At 70.9% G+C, this 16,104-nt stretch carries 14 protein-coding genes; 8 read left to right on the top strand and 6 right to left on the bottom strand.

The annotated features are described in order from the left end of the window. Window positions 1-20: 20 nt before the first annotated feature. From gyrB to dnaA, 6 genes are all read right to left on the bottom strand, one after another. Window positions 21-1,997, bottom strand: a complete 1,977-nt coding sequence (gyrB, locus tag DFQ13_RS18395) for a DNA topoisomerase (ATP-hydrolyzing) subunit B (RefSeq protein WP_110080688.1) — start codon at window positions 1,995-1,997, stop codon at window positions 21-23. Window positions 1,998-2,205: 208 nt separating this feature from the next. Next, the gene (locus DFQ13_RS18390) at window positions 2,206-2,709 is read right to left on the bottom strand and encodes a DciA family protein (protein WP_035289799.1); all 504 of its coding nucleotides are present in this window, start codon (window positions 2,707-2,709) and stop codon (window positions 2,206-2,208) included. Window positions 2,710-2,974: 265 nt separating this feature from the next. Then, window positions 2,975-4,132, bottom strand: coding sequence for a DNA replication/repair protein RecF (gene recF, locus DFQ13_RS18385; protein WP_110080687.1), 1,158 nt, complete (start codon window positions 4,130-4,132; stop codon window positions 2,975-2,977). Continuing rightward, window positions 4,132-5,046, bottom strand: coding sequence for a phosphogluconate dehydrogenase (NAD(+)-dependent, decarboxylating) (gene gnd / locus DFQ13_RS18380; protein ID WP_035289804.1), 915 nt, complete (start codon window positions 5,044-5,046; stop codon window positions 4,132-4,134). The genes recF and gnd overlap by 1 nt, the downstream gene beginning before the upstream one ends. Before the next feature lie 31 nt (window positions 5,047-5,077). Continuing rightward, the gene (dnaN, locus tag DFQ13_RS18375; protein ID WP_035289807.1) at window positions 5,078-6,211 is read right to left on the bottom strand and encodes a DNA polymerase III subunit beta; all 1,134 of its coding nucleotides are present in this window, start codon (window positions 6,209-6,211) and stop codon (window positions 5,078-5,080) included. Between the two features lie 2,333 nt (window positions 6,212-8,544). After that, window positions 8,545-10,158 carry a chromosomal replication initiator protein DnaA gene (gene dnaA, locus DFQ13_RS18365; protein ID WP_035289811.1) on the bottom strand — a complete coding sequence of 538 codons (1,614 nt, stop codon included), beginning with the start codon at window positions 10,156-10,158 and terminating at the stop codon, window positions 8,545-8,547. A gap of 431 nt (window positions 10,159-10,589) precedes the next feature. Between dnaA and rpmH the strand changes: the two genes are divergently transcribed. The 8 genes from rpmH to DFQ13_RS18325 all read left to right on the top strand — a co-directional run bounded on the left by rpmH (window position 10,590) and on the right by DFQ13_RS18325 (window position 16,073). After that, window positions 10,590-10,727, top strand: coding sequence for a 50S ribosomal protein L34 (gene rpmH, locus DFQ13_RS18360; protein WP_035289814.1), 138 nt, complete (start codon window positions 10,590-10,592; stop codon window positions 10,725-10,727). Between the two features lie 15 nt (window positions 10,728-10,742). Then, entirely contained in the window at window positions 10,743-11,183 is a 441-nt protein-coding gene (gene rnpA / locus DFQ13_RS18355; protein WP_035289817.1) for a ribonuclease P protein component, read from the top strand. Next, entirely contained in the window at window positions 11,180-11,503 is a 324-nt protein-coding gene (gene yidD / locus DFQ13_RS18350) for a membrane protein insertion efficiency factor YidD (protein WP_110080686.1), read from the top strand. Before rnpA ends, yidD begins: the two co-directional genes overlap by 4 nt. Window positions 11,504-11,506: 3 nt before the next feature. After that, window positions 11,507-12,586 (top strand): membrane protein insertase YidC, encoded by a 1,080-nt coding sequence (gene yidC, locus DFQ13_RS18345; protein ID WP_035289822.1) that lies wholly within the window; start codon window positions 11,507-11,509, stop codon window positions 12,584-12,586. 72 nt (window positions 12,587-12,658) lie between these two features. Continuing rightward, the gene (locus DFQ13_RS18340; protein WP_233427916.1) at window positions 12,659-13,171 is read left to right on the top strand and encodes a Jag family protein; all 513 of its coding nucleotides are present in this window, start codon (window positions 12,659-12,661) and stop codon (window positions 13,169-13,171) included. Between the two features lie 238 nt (window positions 13,172-13,409). Beyond that, on the top strand, window positions 13,410-14,114 hold the full coding sequence (gene rsmG / locus DFQ13_RS18335) for a 16S rRNA (guanine(527)-N(7))-methyltransferase RsmG (RefSeq protein ID WP_110080685.1): 705 nt from the start codon (window positions 13,410-13,412) through the stop codon (window positions 14,112-14,114). Between the two features lie 67 nt (window positions 14,115-14,181). Further along, a complete protein-coding gene (locus DFQ13_RS18330; protein ID WP_035289830.1) occupies window positions 14,182-15,078 on the top strand; it encodes a ParA family protein in 897 nt (298 codons plus the stop codon). Continuing rightward, window positions 15,075-16,073 (top strand): ParB/RepB/Spo0J family partition protein, encoded by a 999-nt coding sequence (locus tag DFQ13_RS18325; RefSeq protein WP_110080684.1) that lies wholly within the window; start codon window positions 15,075-15,077, stop codon window positions 16,071-16,073. The genes DFQ13_RS18330 and DFQ13_RS18325 overlap by 4 nt, the downstream gene beginning before the upstream one ends. The last annotated feature ends 31 nt before the right edge of the window (window positions 16,074-16,104 follow it).

Here is a 16,104-nt window from a genome sequence, read left to right as displayed (position 1 = left end):
GGTTCTCGGCTGCCGGGTGCTCAGACGTCGAGGAACCGCACGTCCTTGGCGTTGCGCGTGATGAACGACCGGCGGGCTTCGACGTCCTCGCCCATGAGCACGCTGAACAGCTCGTCGGCCTGGGCGGCGTCGTCGAGGGTGACCTGGCGCAGCAGCCGGTTGGCCGGGTCCATGGTGGTCTCCCACAGCTCCTCGGCGTTCATCTCGCCGAGGCCCTTGTAGCGCTGGATGCCGTCTTCTTTGTTGATCTTCTTGCCCGCGGACAGCCCGGTCTGGAGCATCCCGTCGCGCTCGCGGTCGGAGTAGGCGTACTCCGGGTCGGTCCGCTGCCACTTGATCTTGTAGAGCGGCGGCTGGGCCAGGTACACGTGCCCGTGCTCGATGAGCCCGCGCATGAACCGGAACAGCAGCGTCAGCAGCAGCGTGGTGATGTGCTTGCCGTCGACGTCGGCGTCGGCCATCAGCACGATCTTGTGGTAGCGCAGCTTGGTGACGTCGAAGTCCTCCTGGATACCGGTGCCCAGGGCGGTGATGAGGCTCTGCACCTCGGTGTTCTTGAGCACCCGGTCCAGCCGGGCCTTCTCCACGTTGATGATCTTGCCCCGGATCGGCAGGATCGCCTGGTACAGCGAGTCCCGGCCCTCCTTGGCCGAGCCGCCCGCCGAGTCGCCCTCGACGATGTAGAGCTCGCACTCCTCCGGGTTGGTGGAGCGGCAGTCCTTGAGCTTGCCCGGCAGGCCGCCGATGTCCAGCGCGCCCTTGCGGCGCACCAGCTCGCGGGCCTTGCGCGCGGCGAGCCGCGCCTGCGCCGACGACACCGCCTTGGTGACGATCGTCTTCGCGTCCGCCGGGTTGCGCTCGAACCAGTCGGCCAGCCACTCGTTGCAGGTCTGCTGCACGAACGTCTTGGCCTCGGTGTTGCCCAGCTTCTGCTTGGTCTGGCCCTCGAACTGCGGCTCGGCCAGCTTGATCGACACGATCGCGGCCAGGCCCTCGCGCACGTCGTCGCCGCCGAGGTTGGTGTCCTTCTCCTTGAGCAGCTTCTTCTCCCGCGCGTACACGTTGACCACCCGGGTCAGCGCGGCGCGGAAGCCCTCCTCGTGGGTGCCGCCCTCGGGGGTGTTGATCGTGTTGGCGAAGGTGTAGACCGACTCGCTGTAGCCGGTGTTCCACTGCATCGCGACCTCGACCTGGACGCCCTTGCCCTCGGCCTCGAACGCGATGACGGACTTGTGCACGGCCTCGCGGCTGTGGTTGATGTGCTTGACGAAGTCCTCGAGGCCACCGGGGTAGTGGTAGGTGCGCTCCTTGATCCTGGCGGCCACCCCGTCGGCGTCCGCCTCGGCCTCGGCGTCGGCGACCCGCTCGTCGCGCAGCACGATGGTCAGGCCCTTGTTGAGGAAGGCCATCTCCTGGAGCCTGCGCGCGACGGTCTCGGCGTTGTACTCGGTGGTCTCGAAGATGGTGTCGTCGGCCCAGAAGGTGATCGTGGTTCCGGTCTCGGCGGTCTCCTCGCCCCTGGCGACCGGGTCGACCGGCTTGGAGTCGCGGTAGGTCTGCGTCCAGACGTACCCGTCGCGCTTGACCACCGCCTCCAGCTTGGTGGACAGCGCGTTGACCACGGAGATGCCGACGCCGTGCAGGCCGCCGGAGACCGCGTAGCTGTCCGAGTCGAACTTGCCGCCCGCGTGCAGGACGGTCATCACGACCTCCAGCGCGGACCGCTTCTCCTCCGGGTGCTCGTCGACCGGGATGCCCCGGCCGTCGTCGACCACCCGGACACCGCCGTCGGCGAGCAGGGTGACCTCGACCCTGGTGGCGTGCCCGGCCATCGCCTCGTCGACGGAGTTGTCCACGATTTCCCAGATCAGGTGGTGCAGTCCGCGCTCGCCGGTGGAACCGATGTACATGCCGGGGCGCAGCCGGACCGCCTCAAGCCCCTTGAGCACGCCAATGGAACCGGCGCCGTACGAGTTCTCCTGCTTGTCTGCTGCCACGTGCCCGGTGTCTCCTCGTGCGTCGGATCGACTGCGACGGCGGTGCGTGCTCCCGCCTGTCCGGCCGGGGCTCGTCACACCTCTCCCGACATAGTACCGGTGCGGTCCCGCAGAACGGGGTCAAGGACACCCCTGGTTTGCTCACAGAGCGATCGGACGGAACGGGCACGTGTCCGGCCGTCGGCAGGGCAGGTTCGGGGCGCGAGGTTCAGCCGTAGGTGTCCCGGGGTCCGCGGCCGGAGACGTGCCGGGTGCCGAACCGCCAACTCGGCGCCGAGGGGCCCTGCACCTTGAGCCTGCGCACGACGTCCGGACCGACCCCGGCGGCGATCTTGACCAGCAACTGGCGCTGCAACAGCCGCAACTGGGTGGCCCAGGCGGTCGACTCGGCCTGCACGGTCAGCTCGCCGTCCCGGAGCGCGATCGGCTTGGCGTGCTCGGCGACCTCGGAACCGACCAGTTGCGTCCACCGGCCGAAGACCTGACCACCGGCAAGATTCTCGTGCCAGTTCCGCTCGGCCGCGACCCGGGACGCGAGCCTGCCCAGCGGCTGCGGGTCGCGGTCGTCGGACCCCGCACCGGACCACCGGCGCCGGGCTCGCGAGCCCCCGCCCGCTGTTCCACGTGGAACAGTCCGCCGCTTGGGCTTGGCCCGGGCGACCTGCCGCGCGGCCTCCAGGGCGGCTCTGGCAAGATCTGGTCCCCTGAGCACGGCGCCGCCCTCCGCGGCCTCGGAGCCACCACTCTCCGCAGTCGGATTCCCGTCGCCCACGGGCGCGCCTGTGGATGGATTGCCGAGTTTTCCACCGGGGGCTGTGGATTGATCTGCGCCCAGCGGTCGGTCTGATACTCCAGATGGTGGGCGGCGGACCGAGTTGTCCACACTATCCACAGGTTTATCCCCAGATGTGCGTCGGGGGACGTCACGGTCCGTCACCGACTGTGACGGGGTCAGCGCACCCCCGAAGAGGTCGTCCTCAGTCACGCTCCACCACCCCGTCCGCCACCGTGTACCGCGCCCCGGTCAGCTCACCGGGCACGTCCTCCGCCACCGCGGCGGTCACCAGGACCTGCTCGGCCGCCACGGCCACCTCGGCGAGCCGCTGCCGCCTGCGCCGGTCCAGCTCGGCGAACACGTCGTCGAGCACCAGCACCGGTTCGCTGCCGTCGGCGCGCAGCAGCTCGTAGGACGCCAACCGCAGCGCCAGCGCGAACGACCACGACTCGCCGTGGCTGGCGTAGCCCTTCGCGGGCGCCTCCCCCAGCACCAGGTCCAGCTCGTCGCGGTGCGGCCCCACCAGGCTCACCCCGCGCTCCAGCTCGTTGTCCCGCCGCCGCACCATCTCCGCCAGCAGGACCTCGGCGACCACCTCGGGGTCCGCGCGCTCCCCGTCGGGCTTGCCGTACCCGGCGGGCAGCGCGTCCTCGATCTTCGAGCGGTAGCCGATCTGCGCCGGGCGCGACTCCGGGGCCACCCCCGCGTACGCGGCAGCCACCCTCGGCCCCAGGTCCGCCACCAGGTCCAGCCGGGCCGAGAGCAGCGCGGCCCCGTGCGCGGCCAGGTGCCCGCTCCACACGTCCAGGGTGACCAGCGCGTCCGGGTCGCTGCGCCGGGCCCGCCGGTTCGCGGCGGCGCTCTTGAGCAGCGCGTTGCGCTGGCGCAGCACCCGGTCGTAGTCCGAGCGCACCCCCGCGTACCGGGGCGCCCGCAGCACCAGCAGGTCGTCCAGGAACCGGCGGCGCTCCCCGGGGTCACCCCGGACGAGCGCCAGGTCCTCCGGCGCGAACAGCACCGTGCGCAGGATTCCCAGCACGTCGCGCGGGCGCGGGACCGGGCCGCGGTTGACCCTGGCCCGGTTCGCCTTGCCCGGGGTGATCTCCAGCTCGACGGTCAGCTCCCGGCCGTCGTTGACCACCGCGGTCCGGATGATCGCCCGGGACGCGCCGAGGCGGACCAGCGGCGCGTCCGAGGCGACCCGGTGCGAGCCGAGCGTGGCGACGTACCCGATCGCCTCCACCAGGTTCGTCTTGCCCTGCCCGTTGCGCCCGACCAGCACCGACGGCCCCGGCTCCAGCTCCAGGTCGGCCTGCTCCCAGGAGCGGAAGTCGGCGACCTGCAAGTGCCGGACGTGCACTACTTGGTTTCGCCGGACCCGGAGGTCGGACCCGCCTTGTGCACCGCGTGCCCGCCGAACTGGTTGCGCAGCGCCGACACGGCCTTCATCGCGGGCGAGTCGGCCTGCCGCGAGGCGAACCGGGCGAACAGCGCCGCGGAGATGACCGGCGCGGGCACCGAGTGGTTGATCGCCTCCTCGACGGTCCACCTGCCCTCGCCGGAGTCCTCGACGTACCCGGACAGCTCCGCCAGGCCCGGGTCCTCGTCGAGCGCCTTGACCAGCAGGTCGAGCAGCCACGACCGGACCACGGTGCCGCGGGTCCACGCCTTGAGCACGGCCGGGACGTCGGTGACCTCGCCCGCGGCGTCGAGCAGTTCGTAGCCCTCGGCGTAGGCCTGCATCAGGCCGTACTCGATGCCGTTGTGCACCATCTTCGCGTAGTGCCCGGCGCCGACCTTGCCCGCGTGCGCGAAGCCCTCGTCGCGCGGACCCTCAGGGCGCAGCGCGTCGAAGATCGGCATCGCCCGCTCGACCAGCTCGGCGTCACCGCCGACCATCAGGCCGTAGCCGTTCTCCCTGCCCCACACCCCGCCGGACACACCGCAGTCGAGGTAGCCGACGCCCTTGGTGGCCAGCAGGTCGGCGTTGCCCCGGTCGTCGGTGTAGCGGGAGTTGCCGCCGTCGATGACCAGGTCACCCTCGCTGAGCACGTCGCCGAGGTCGGCGACGGTCGCCCTAGTCGGCTCACCCGAGGGCACCATGACCCACACGACCCGCGGCGCCTCGAGCTTGCCGACCAGGTCGGCCAGCGACTCCGAGTCGCTCACGTCGGGGTTGCGGTCGTAGCCGACCACGTCGTGGCCCGCCGCGCGCAACCGCTCGCGCATGTTGAAGCCCATCTTGCCCAGGCCGACGAGTCCGAGCTGCACGATGAAGTTCCTCTCCGTCAGGGGGTGCCGGGGATCAGCCCGGCAAGCGCACCGGCATCAACAGGTAGAGATAGCCGGGGGTGACCTCGCCGTCGGCGTTGACGGGCTTGATCAGCGCGGGTCGGTTCGGAGTGGTGAACGACAGCTCGGCGCGGTCGGCGTGCAGTGCGGCCAACCCGTCCTGGAGGTAGCCGGGGTTGAACGCGATCATCACCGGCTCGCCGGTGAACTCCACCGGCAGTTCCTCCTCGGCGCTCCCCTCGTCGTCGCCACCCGCGGACAACCGGAGCACGCCGTCGGCGAACTCCAGCCGCACCTGGGTACCACGGTCGGCCACCAGCGACACGCGCTTGATCGCCTCGACCAGCGGCGCGACCCCGATGATCGCGCTGGAGGTCTGCTCCGACGGCAGTAGCTGCCGGTAGCGCGGGAACTCCGCGTCGAGCAGGCGGCTGGTGGTGCGGCGGCCGGAGCCGGACAGGCCGAGCAGGCCGTCGGTCGGCGACAGCGCCAACTCCACCGAGCGCCCGGCGCTGCCCAGCGCCTTGGCCGCGTCGGCGAGCGTGCGGGCGGGCACCAGCACCGCGGCGTCCTCGACGTCACCGGAGGGCTTCCACTCGAACTCGCGCATGGCCAGCCGGAACCGGTCGGTGGCGACCAGGGTCAGCTTCTCCCCGGTCATCTCCACCCGGACCCCGGTCAGCATCGGCAGCGTGTCGTCCTTGCCCGCCGCCACCGCGACCTGGCTGACGGCCTGGCCGAAGACCTCACCGGCCAGCTCCCCGGCGTGCTGCGGCATCGCGGGTAGCTGTGGGTAGTCCTCGACCGGCATGGTCGGCAGGCTGAACTTGGCGCTGCCGCACGCGATCGCCACCCGGGAACCGTCGACGGAGATCTCCACCGGTTGCGCGGGCAGCGACTTGGTGATGTCGGCGAGCAGCCTGCCGGAAACCAGGGTCCGACCGCCGTCGGCGACCGTGGCAGGCACGCCGACCGTCGCCGAGACCTCGTAGTCGAACCCGGAGACGGTGAGCCCCTCGGAGCCGTCGGTGGCACCGGCGTCCAGCAGCACCCCACCCAGCACCGGAACCGGAGGCCGGGAGGGGAGGCTGCGGGCGACCCAGGCGACGGCGTCGGCGAGGCCGTCGCGCTCGACGCGGATCTTCATGGGAGTCCTTTCCAGGCCCGACGACCCGCACCGCGCACCGTGTCGTGCGAGCCGGGTCCGTCGAGCTGTCCACGCTGTAGGGCCCAACCGTAGAGCGTGGCCCGCCCCGCCGTCATCCCGGGCGGTCGGTGCCCGCACCGCTCCGAGGGCCGCTTGTCCCCAGATCCACAGCTCCCCTATTTCTTTTCTTTTCTTCTTCTGGAGAAGAGAAAAAGACAGCAGTACCAGTAGGTCCTGTGGATTGTGTGGACAACCCCTGTATCAGCAGGTCGGACCACCACCAACCCTGTGGAGAACCCGTGTGTGGAACCCGTGGACAACTCGGGCCCCCCGTGGATGAGTTATCCACAGGCCAGATCCATCCACAGGCAAGCCGAGTTGTCCACAAAACTGTCCCCAGATGTGTGCCAAGTTGCCAACAGGTTGCGCGTCGGCCACCCACAGGCTTGTCCACAGGCAAAGTCCCCCATACCGGTGACGCAGACCACCCAAAACCAGCCCTGGTGCTGGGTTTTTGTGGGTGTGGAGCGGTCTCCCCAACCGGGAAAAACCCGCGCGCCAGCCTGCTTCGAGGGGTCGGGAGGCCCACCGGGCCCGAGGTCGGGAGTCCACACCGACCGATCGCGCCGAAGCGCAGACTTTTCTGCCGCTGTGCACCGGCCTCCACGGCGGCAATAAAACCCCCGCACACGCGATCCAACCGTGACCCAGGCAGCGGCCATCCGCCCACCGCGCGCTGCCTGGCCCGCCCAGGCGACCCGGCCTGGCTCAGCCCGCCCCGCCCCGGCCCGCCCCGGTTCGGGCTGGCCCGGCCCGGCCCGGCCCGGTTCGGCTGAGCTCAGCTCGGCCGGGCCTGGCCCGGCTCAACTTGGCCCGTCGGCTCGGCCCGATTCGGCCAAGTCCAGCCAGGTCGAGCTGGACCTGCGACAAGTCCGCCCGACACCTGGCAGGCAGGCCAGGTGCCGGACCTCGAGTGCGTGACTCGGCGCCGGTTCAGTGCAGAGTTCGGTTGTCCGGCCCGGGTGCCCGGCGCTTGGCCGGGCTGGGTGTCTGACCCCGGCACCCGACGGCCACGCAGCGGCCGCGACCTTTTTTGGTTCCGGGGAGGCCTACGCACAGCGGCAATAAGAACGCGCGGACGGCGGGCGCCCCGCAGAACCGCCGTGCTGGGAGGCCGCAGGCCGGCGTTGCGGGTTGGTGCTGCGAGACCGAGCGCGGCTCACCGCACGCGGACGATCACCGGGCGAAGTCTGCCGGCCCCTGCGGCCGCCCCCGATCGCGGCCGGCATTCTGCGTCGCCGGGAACCGAACGCCCGCACGAGCCCGCGACCGCGACCCAAGCGGCCGCGACTTTTTTCGGGTGGTGGAGGCCCGTCCCCAACAGCAAAAAGATCGCGCGCCCAGCGGTGGTCGCAGTGGCGGGCACAACGGTGGGATGCGCAGCCGAACGCGGCTGACCGCAGCCGAATGCGACCGATCGGTGACGCACTGGAGTCTGCCGGCCGCGATGCCCGCGCCAACCCGACCCCCGTGGTGCTGAGCAAGTACAGCTCAAGCGGTCGCGACTTTTTTCAATCGGTGGAGGCCCCTCCCCAGGAGCAAAAAAATCGCGCCAACACCGGAGTTGCCGGAGTGCGAGGGACGGCTCCGCTCTCGACCGCCGCTCTCCGCCCTGGCCCGGCTCGGCCCGGCCCGGCCTGGTCCGGCCTGGTCCGGCTGAACCCGGCTCGGCTCGGCCTGGCGTGGCTCGGCCTGGCCCAGCTAGGCCTGGTTCGGTCTGGTCTGGCCAGAGCGGCTTCGCTCAGTTCGGCTCGACTGATTTGGCCAGGTCAAGCGGGGTCTGGTTCGGCTGACCTTGGTCTTGCGCGGCGGTGCGGCGTGGCGGCCTGGTCCAACTCGGCCGGGTTGGTCGGTTGTCGGGTGGGTGCCGTCGGCGGGTGCCGTCGGCGGGTGCCGGGGCGGGGGTTCGCGGGTTTTTGCCTGCCTGGGGAGGCTGCTCCACGACCGCAATAAAAAGTGCGCCGACCCGTGGGTGCTCGGGGGTGTGGGCACCGCAGGGGTCAGGAAGAAGGGTGCCGGCTTCCGGCGCCGGCCGGGCGCAAGCGCGCATGACTTTTATTGGTGTCGTGGAGGGTTGTCCACCGGTGCAATAAGAAGACCCCGCGCCCGGGATCGGGTGCGGGGTCGGCAGGGGCGGGGCGCAGTGGTTCGCGGTGGGGCGGGTGGGTTTGTTGGGCGGGCCCGGGAAGACCGGCAGGTCAGGGCGGGCGGACAAGGCGGGGCAGGGCAGGGGGGCGGAGCGGGGCAGGGCAGGGCAGGCGGTGCGGGCTGGGTCAGCCGCGGGCGCGCTGCTTGATGCGGGAGGTCAGTTCCTGGACCTGGTCGTACACGCGCCTGCGCTCGGCCATCTCCTTGCGGATCTTCTTGTCCGCGTGCATGACCGTGGTGTGGTCGCGGCCGCCGAAGGTTTGGCCGATCTTGGGGAGGGAGAGGTCGGTGAGTTCGCGGCACAGGTACATCGAGATCTGGCGGGCTTGGGCAAGCGCTTTCGTCTTGCCGGGGCCGCACAGGTCGTCGATGGCTACGCCGAAGTACTCGGCGGTGACGGCCATGATCGTGGCGGCGCTGATCTCGGGGGCCTGGGAGTCGGGGATCAGGTCGCGCAGGACGATTTCGGCCAGGGTGACGTCAACGGGTTGGCGGTTGAGGGAGGCGAACGCGGTCACCCGGATGAGGGCGCCCTCCAGTTCGCGGATGTTGGCCTCGACCCGGGCGGCGATGAACTCCAGGACCTCGGCGGGGGCGGCCAGGCGGTCCTGGGCGGCCTTCTTGCGGAGGATGGCGATGCGGGTTTCCAGCTCGGGGGGCTGGATGTCGGTGATCAGGCCCCACTCGAACCGGGTGCGCAGGCGGTCCTCCAGCGTCTCCAGGCGCTTGGGGGGGCGGTCGGAGGAGACGACGATCTGCTTGTTCGCGTTGTGCAGGGTGTTGAAGGTGTGGAAGAACTCCTCCTGGGTGCCTTCCTTGCCCTCCAGGAACTGGATGTCGTCGACCAGCAGCACGTCGATGTCGCGGTAGCGGCGCTGGAAGGCCACCTTGCGGTCGTCGCGCAGCGAGTTGATGAAGTCGTTGGTGAACTCCTCGGTCGACACGTACCGCACCCGCATGCCGGGGAACAGGCGCTGGGCGTAGTGGCCGACCGCGTGCAGCAGGTGGGTCTTGCCCAGGCCGGACTCGCCCCAGATGAACAGCGGGTTGTAGGCGCGGGCGGGTGCCTCGGCCACCGCGACCGACGCCGCGTGCGCGAACCGGTTGGAGGCGCCGATGACGAAGGTGTCGAACGTGTACTTCTCGTTCAGCCGGGTCTTGGAGGTCTGCGGCTGGGCGGGCGCGGTGTAGGGCTGCCCGCTGACCGGGGGTTGGCCGGTGAACGTCGGCCAGATCTCGTGGACGGTGGCGAGCGCGTCGGCGGTCTCGTCCACTTCCTCGGAGTCGTCGTCGTCGAGGGAGAGCACCGGGTGGGCCGCGTCGCCCGTGTACTGGCCGGGGGCCTCGGCGACCGGGGTCCCCGCGGCGGCGGCGACGTCCGCGGCCGGGATGGTGATGGTGTCGCCGTCGAGGTTCAGCGGGGGGGCGACCGGCGGGAGGACCGGCGGCGGCACCGCGGTCCGGCTCGGGGCGGTGGGAGCGGCGTCGACCTTGACCGCCAGCGACACCACCCGGCCCAGCCGCCGCGACAGGGCCGCGGTGATCGGCTCGCGCAGCGCGCGCTCGATCGCCTCCTTGGCGAAGTCGCTCGGCGCGGACAGCAGCGCGGTCCCGTCGAGCAGGCCGATCGGCCTGGTCATCCGCATCCACGCGCGCTGCGATGGGGACAGGGTCCCGGCGGACAGCTCGCGCACGACCTGTTCCCAGACCACACCGAGATTCATCTGGTGCTCGGACAACGCCGCTCCCCTCCCCTCGCGGGCATGCTCGATCCAAGGCTCGTGCCGGATGTTGGGTCAGGACCGTGGGTGTCGTCAAACGAGCATCCACAGGGTTGTCCACAACTGTGTACGAAGGTACGGCGAACCTCAGGAGGCACCCGGCGTGGGGCTTCAAGGTACTCAGTGGTTCTGCGGCACCGACCCGGCAGGGGCTCCCATCCCCGGCAGTCGGGCAAGGGACAGCACGGTAACAACGGCCGCCCGCCGCCACAAGGCGCCCCCGTCCGGCGACCCGGATTTGAGCCCCGGCGACCGGGTGCGTACCCTCAACAGGTCTCCCGCTTGCGGCGGGTGGGTTCCGCGTGCCATTCGGCCGCGACCCACCGGGTCGTGGACCGGCAGGGGGGCCGTGGAGACCTGATAGACCAGCCAGACCGGGAGATTGAGTCGTGAGCAAGCGCACCTTCCAGCCGAACAACCGCCGTCGCGCCAAGACGCACGGCTTCCGCCTGCGCATGCGCACCCGTGCGGGCCGGGCCATCGTCGCCGCCCGCCGCCGCCGGGGCCGCGACAAGCTGTCGGCCTGATCCCAGCCCGTCGCCGTGCTCCCCGCGGCCTCGCGGCTGACCGACAGCGCGGACTTCCGCTCGGTGACCAAGCGCGGTCGTCGAGCGGGCCGTCCCCGACTCGTGGTGCACGCCGTGACGGCGGGGACGCGTGACGCCCAACCCGAAGCCGACCCCCGCGCGTCGCGGACCCCCGCGACGCCGAGGGTCGGTTTCGTCGTGAGCAAGGCAGTGGGCAACTCGGTGGTCCGCCACCGGGTCGCCCGCAGGCTCCGGCACGTGGCGGCCGACCGGCTCGGAACTCTTCCCCCGGGCAGCGCGTTGGTCGTGCGGGCTCTCCCCATGGCGGCCGAGGCGAGCAGCGCCGAACTCGGTCGGGACTTCGACGCGGCGATCCGCAGGCTCGGCCTGCTCGGTGGTGGTCGCGGCGGTGATGATCGCGCAACTGACGATCGCGGCACTGGCGGTGGCGGGTGAACGACGGGACGACGGTCGACGACCGGGCGGCCGATGCCGCCCGGCCCAGCCCGGTGGCCGCGGTCCTGCTGCTGCCGGTGCGCGCCTACCGGCGGTGGATCTCGCCGTTCCTGCCTCCCGCGTGCCGGTTCCACCCGAGTTGCAGCGCCTACGCGGTCGAGGCGCTCACCGCGCACGGCGCGGTCCGCGGCTCTTGGCTCGCCCTGCGCAGACTGCTGCGGTGCGGCCCCTGGCACCCTGGTGGGCTCGACCCCGTGCCACCCAGGACACACGACCCCGGGAAGACCGACCCGGCCGATCAGACAGCAGCCGAGGAGTAGTCCGTGCTCGATTTCATCTACTACCCGGTGTCCTTCATCCTCTGGTGTTGGCACTGGGTCTTCGGCCACATCTTCGGTGAGTCCAGCGCGGTCGCCTGGGTACTGGGCATCGTCTTCCTGGTCTTCACCCTGCGCGCGATCATGTTCAAACCCATGGTCAACCAGGTGCGCTCGATGAAGAAGATGCAGGAGTTCGCGCCGGAGATCAAGAAGCTCCAGAAGAAGTACGCGAACGACAAGCAGAAGCTCGCCCAGGAGATGCAGAAGCTCCAGTCGCAGCACGGGGTCAACCCGCTCGGCGGCTGCCTGCCGATGCTGCTGCAGATCCCGGTGTTCATCGGCCTGTTCCACGTGCTCCACGAGTTCAAGCCGGGCAAGACCGAGAACTACTACTTCGACGAGCAGGGGGTGGCCTCCTACATCCAGGCCGACCTCTTCGGCGCCCGCCTCGGCAACTGGATCACCCAGCCCGCCGCCGAGCTGGCGAACTTCGAGGTCTCCCGCAGCTCGATCATCCTGGTGGCCATCCCGCTGCTGCTCACCGCCAGCGCGCTGACCCACCTCACCGCGCGGCACTCGGTCAGCAGGCAGAACCCCGAGTCGGCCACCCCGCAGACCGCGATCATGAACAAGCTGACGCTCTACATGTTCCCGCTGGGCGTCCTCGTCGGTGGCTTCTTCTTCCCCTTCCCCATCGGCCTGATCCTGTACTGGCTGAGCAACAACAGCTGGACCCTCTGGCAGCAGCGCTTCGTCTACAAGCGGATCGACGCCGAGGAGGCCGCCGCCAAGGAGGCGGCGATCGCCAAGCGCTCCGCGACCGCCCCCAAGCCGGGGCAGCGGCCGACCGCTCCCCGCCCGGGGCAGAAGCCGCAGGCGAAGAAGCCCACCGCCCAGCCCGCGGACGCCACCACCGCCGAGGCCCCCGAGTCGGACCCGACGAAGGCGACGTCCGCCGAGAAGCCGACCGGCACCGGCTCGACCGCGTCGACGGGGTCCACCGGCTCCTCCGCGGGCGGCACCGAGATTCCCGGTCTGATCTCAGACCGTTCCCGCAAGAAGTCAGGTCGCAAGAACCGCTGACGCAGTTCGACCTGGAGAGGAGAGACCGTGCCGGAGACGGTGCAGGAAGCGTCCGAGCCGGCCACCACCGAGGTGGCCGGGGACGGGTCCGAGGGGAACGCCGAGCGCTCCCCCGGCTCGACCGAGGAGCTGCTGGTCCAGGAGGGCGACATCGCCGGTGACTACCTGGAGCGCCTGCTCGACATCCTCGACTACGACGGCGACATCGACCTCGACGTCGAGGCCAGCCGCGCGGTGGTGAGCATCGACGGCGGTGAGGACTTGGAGAAGCTGGTGGGCCCCCGGGGCAACGTCCTGGAGTCCCTCCAGGAGTTGACCCGCTTGGCGGTCCAGCAGGAGACCGGCACCCGCAGCAGGCTGATGCTCGACATCGCGGGCTGGCGCGCGGACCGCCGCGAGGAGCTGAAGGACCTCGGCACCGCCACGGCGCAGAAGGTCCTCTCCAGCGGCGAGCGCGTCCGGCTCCAGCCGATGACCCCGTTCGAGCGCAAGGTCGTCCACGACGCCGTCGCGGCGGTCGCGGGTGTGCACAGCGAGAGCGAGGGTGAGGACCCCCGCCGCCGCGTGGTGGTCTTCCCCCAGTAGTCCGCCAGCACGAAGGCCGAGGCGCGGCCCCCTCCCGGTCGGAGGGGGCCGCGCCTTTTTGCGTGCCCACGTTTCACGTGAAACGTGGGCACGCGGAGGCGGCAATTCCGGCGCGGTGGTGGCGGTGTGCGATCGCGGCACCCGATCGAGCGCCTACCCGTGAGCCGACGTCGTCCACGCTGCGTCATGGGTGAGAATGGGGACGGACGTTTCACGTGGAACATGGATGGTGTGCTGCATGACCGAGGTCGACCGGTTGGAGGTGCCTTCGGTCGCTGCGGAGGTGTTCGGGGACCAACTCCCCCGGGCTGAGCGGTTCGTCGAACTGCTCGCCGTGCACGGGGTGGAGCGGGGGTTGATCGGGCCGCGCGAGGTCGATCGGCTGTGGTCGCGGCACGTGCTGAACTCCGCCGTCATCGGCGAGCAGGTCCCCCGGGACGCGCACGTGGTCGACGTGGGTTCGGGTGCGGGACTGCCCGGGGTGCCGCTGGCCATCGCTCGGCCGGACCTCCGGGTGACACTCGTCGAACCGATGGCCCGGCGGGTGGCGTGGCTGGACGAGGTCGTGGAGACTCTGGGCTTGTCGACGGTCACCGTGCTGCGGGGGCGGGCGGAAGAGCCCGCCATCGTCGCCCAGGCGGCAGGCGCCGACGTGGTCACCGCCCGGGCCGTCGCCCCGCTCGCCAAGCTCTGCGGTTGGTGCCTCCCACTGGTTCGCCAGGGCGGCGCGGTCGTGGCGTTGAAGGGGGCGAGTGCGGCCGAGGAGATCGAGCGGGACCGGCGTGCCGTGGTGAAGGCCGGTGGCGCCGAACCCCGCGTGGTGACCTGCGGGGCCGTGTTGGACGAACCGACGACGGTGGTCGTCGTCGAACGCGTGAGGCCCGTCGCCGGGCGTGACCGGCCCCGGCGGGCGAGGAAGGATCAGGGTGCACATCGAGCTTGAGATCGGAGCCATGATGTTCCACGTGAAACCGGCGTCGGAAACCGCGCCGCGGGGAGGGTGCTGACCGATGGACCAGCCCTCCCCCTCGTCCGTCGCAGGCTGGACGCCGATCGCCGAGGAAGCCGCCCGGGCCACCCGCCTCAAGCACCCGGACCGGATGTTCCCACCGCCCGCGCACCGCCGGGTCATCACCGTCGCCAACCAGAAGGGCGGCGTCGGCAAGACGACCAGCACGGTCAACCTCGCCGCCGCGCTCGCCATGCACGGGCTCCGGGTGCTCGTCATCGACCTCGACCCGCAGGGCAACGCCAGCACCGCCCTCGGCGTCGAGCACCGCTCCGGCACGCCGTCGGTCTACGAGGTGCTGCTGGGCGAGGTGACCGTGGCGGACGCCGCCCAGGTGAGCGACCAGTCCGACAGCCTGTTCTGCGTGCCCGCCACCATCGACCTCGCCGGTGCCGAGATCGAGCTGGTTTCGATGGCCGCCCGGGAGTCCCGGCTCAAGGAGGCGCTGTCCGACGAGGCGCTCGACGAGCTGAACCCGGACTACGTCTTCATCGACTGCCCGCCGTCCCTCGGGCTGCTGACCGTCAACGCGATGGTCGCCGCCCAAGAGGTGCTGATCCCGATCCAGTGCGAGTACTACGCGCTGGAGGGGTTGAGCCAGCTACTCCGCAACATCGAGCTGGTGCAGGCGCACCTGAACCGCTCCCTGGTGGTCTCCACCATCCTGCTCACCATGTACGACGGCCGCACCAAGCTGGCCGACCAGGTGACCAACGAGGTCCGCCACCACTTCGGCGAGACCGTGCTCAAGACCGTCATCCCGCGCAGCGTCAAGGTGTCCGAGGCCCCCGGCTACGGCCAGACCGTGCTCGCGTACGACCCCGGCTCCCGCGGCTCCCTGAGCTACTTGGACGCCGCACGTGAGGTAGCCGAACGAGGAGCGGAGAAGCCGCAATGAGCGGTTCAGGACCAGCCGGACGCAAGGGCGGATTGGGTCGCGGCCTGGCCGCGCTCATCCCCCAGGGACCGCCCACGGGGAACTCGCTGCCCGGTTCGGGCAGCCTCAAGCTGCCCACCCGGACCGCCGAGGCACCGGTGGACGCCGCCGCCGCTCCCCCGGCCGAACACACCGGCGCGGTGGCGGGGGCGGTGTACCGGGAGATCCCGACGTCGGCGATCAAGGCGAACCCGAAGCAGCCCCGGCAGGTCTTCGACGAGGACGCGCTCAGCGAGCTGGAGCACTCGATCCGCGAGTTCGGCCTCATGCAGCCGATCGTGGTGCGGGAGCTGGGCGACGACACCTACGAACTGGTCATGGGCGAGCGGCGGCTGCGGGCGTCGCAGCGGGCCGACATGGACCGCATCCCGGCGATCGTGCGGCAGACCGCGGACGACGCGATGCTGCGCGACGCCCTGCTGGAGAACATCCACCGGGCGCAGTTGAACCCGCTCGAAGAGGCGGCGGCCTACCAGCAACTGCTGGACGAGTTCGCGGTGACGCACGAGGAGCTGGCGGGTCGGATCGGGCGCAGCAGGCCGGTCATCACCAACACCATCCGGCTGCTCAAGCTCCCCCTCCCCGTGCAGCGCCGCGTCGCGGCCGGGGTGCTGTCGGCCGGGCACGCCCGCGCGCTGCTCGGCCTGGACGACGCGGGGGCGCAGGAGGAGCTGGCGACCCGGATCGTCGCGGAGGGGTTGTCGGTCCGCGCGACCGAGGAAGCGGTGACCCTGGCGAAGGGCGAGCCCGCGGCGAAGCCGAAGGCGGCCCCGCGCAAGCCGATGCAGGCGCCGGGGCTCCAGGCGGTCGCGGAGCGGCTGTCGGACAAGTTCGACACCCGGGTCAAGGTCGAGCTGGGGCGTCGGAAGGGCCGGATCGTGGTCGAATTCGGCTCGGTGGACGACCTGGAACGCATCGTCGAGATGATGTCCGACAAAGGGGCAAATCGGACATGAGAAAGGCGCAGGGGATCACCCCGGCGCCTTA

Origin of the sequence: Actinokineospora spheciospongiae, assembly GCF_003182415.1 — a bacterium.
Lineage (GTDB): Bacteria > Actinomycetota > Actinomycetes > Mycobacteriales > Pseudonocardiaceae > Actinokineospora > Actinokineospora spheciospongiae.
Note: the sequence above shows the minus strand (reverse complement) of the source record. Positions and strands in the feature narration are given on the sequence as shown.

Coding starts and splice junctions, on each gene's coding strand:
- dnaN (WP_035289807.1), bottom strand. CDS start 6,211: ATGAAGATCCGCGTCGAGCGCGACGGCCTCGCCGACGCCGTCGCCTGG.
- rsmG (WP_110080685.1), top strand. CDS start 13,410: ATGACCGAGGTCGACCGGTTGGAGGTGCCTTCGGTCGCTGCGGAGGTG.
- DFQ13_RS18330 (WP_035289830.1), top strand. CDS start 14,182: ATGGACCAGCCCTCCCCCTCGTCCGTCGCAGGCTGGACGCCGATCGCC.
- DFQ13_RS18325 (WP_110080684.1), top strand. CDS start 15,075: ATGAGCGGTTCAGGACCAGCCGGACGCAAGGGCGGATTGGGTCGCGGC.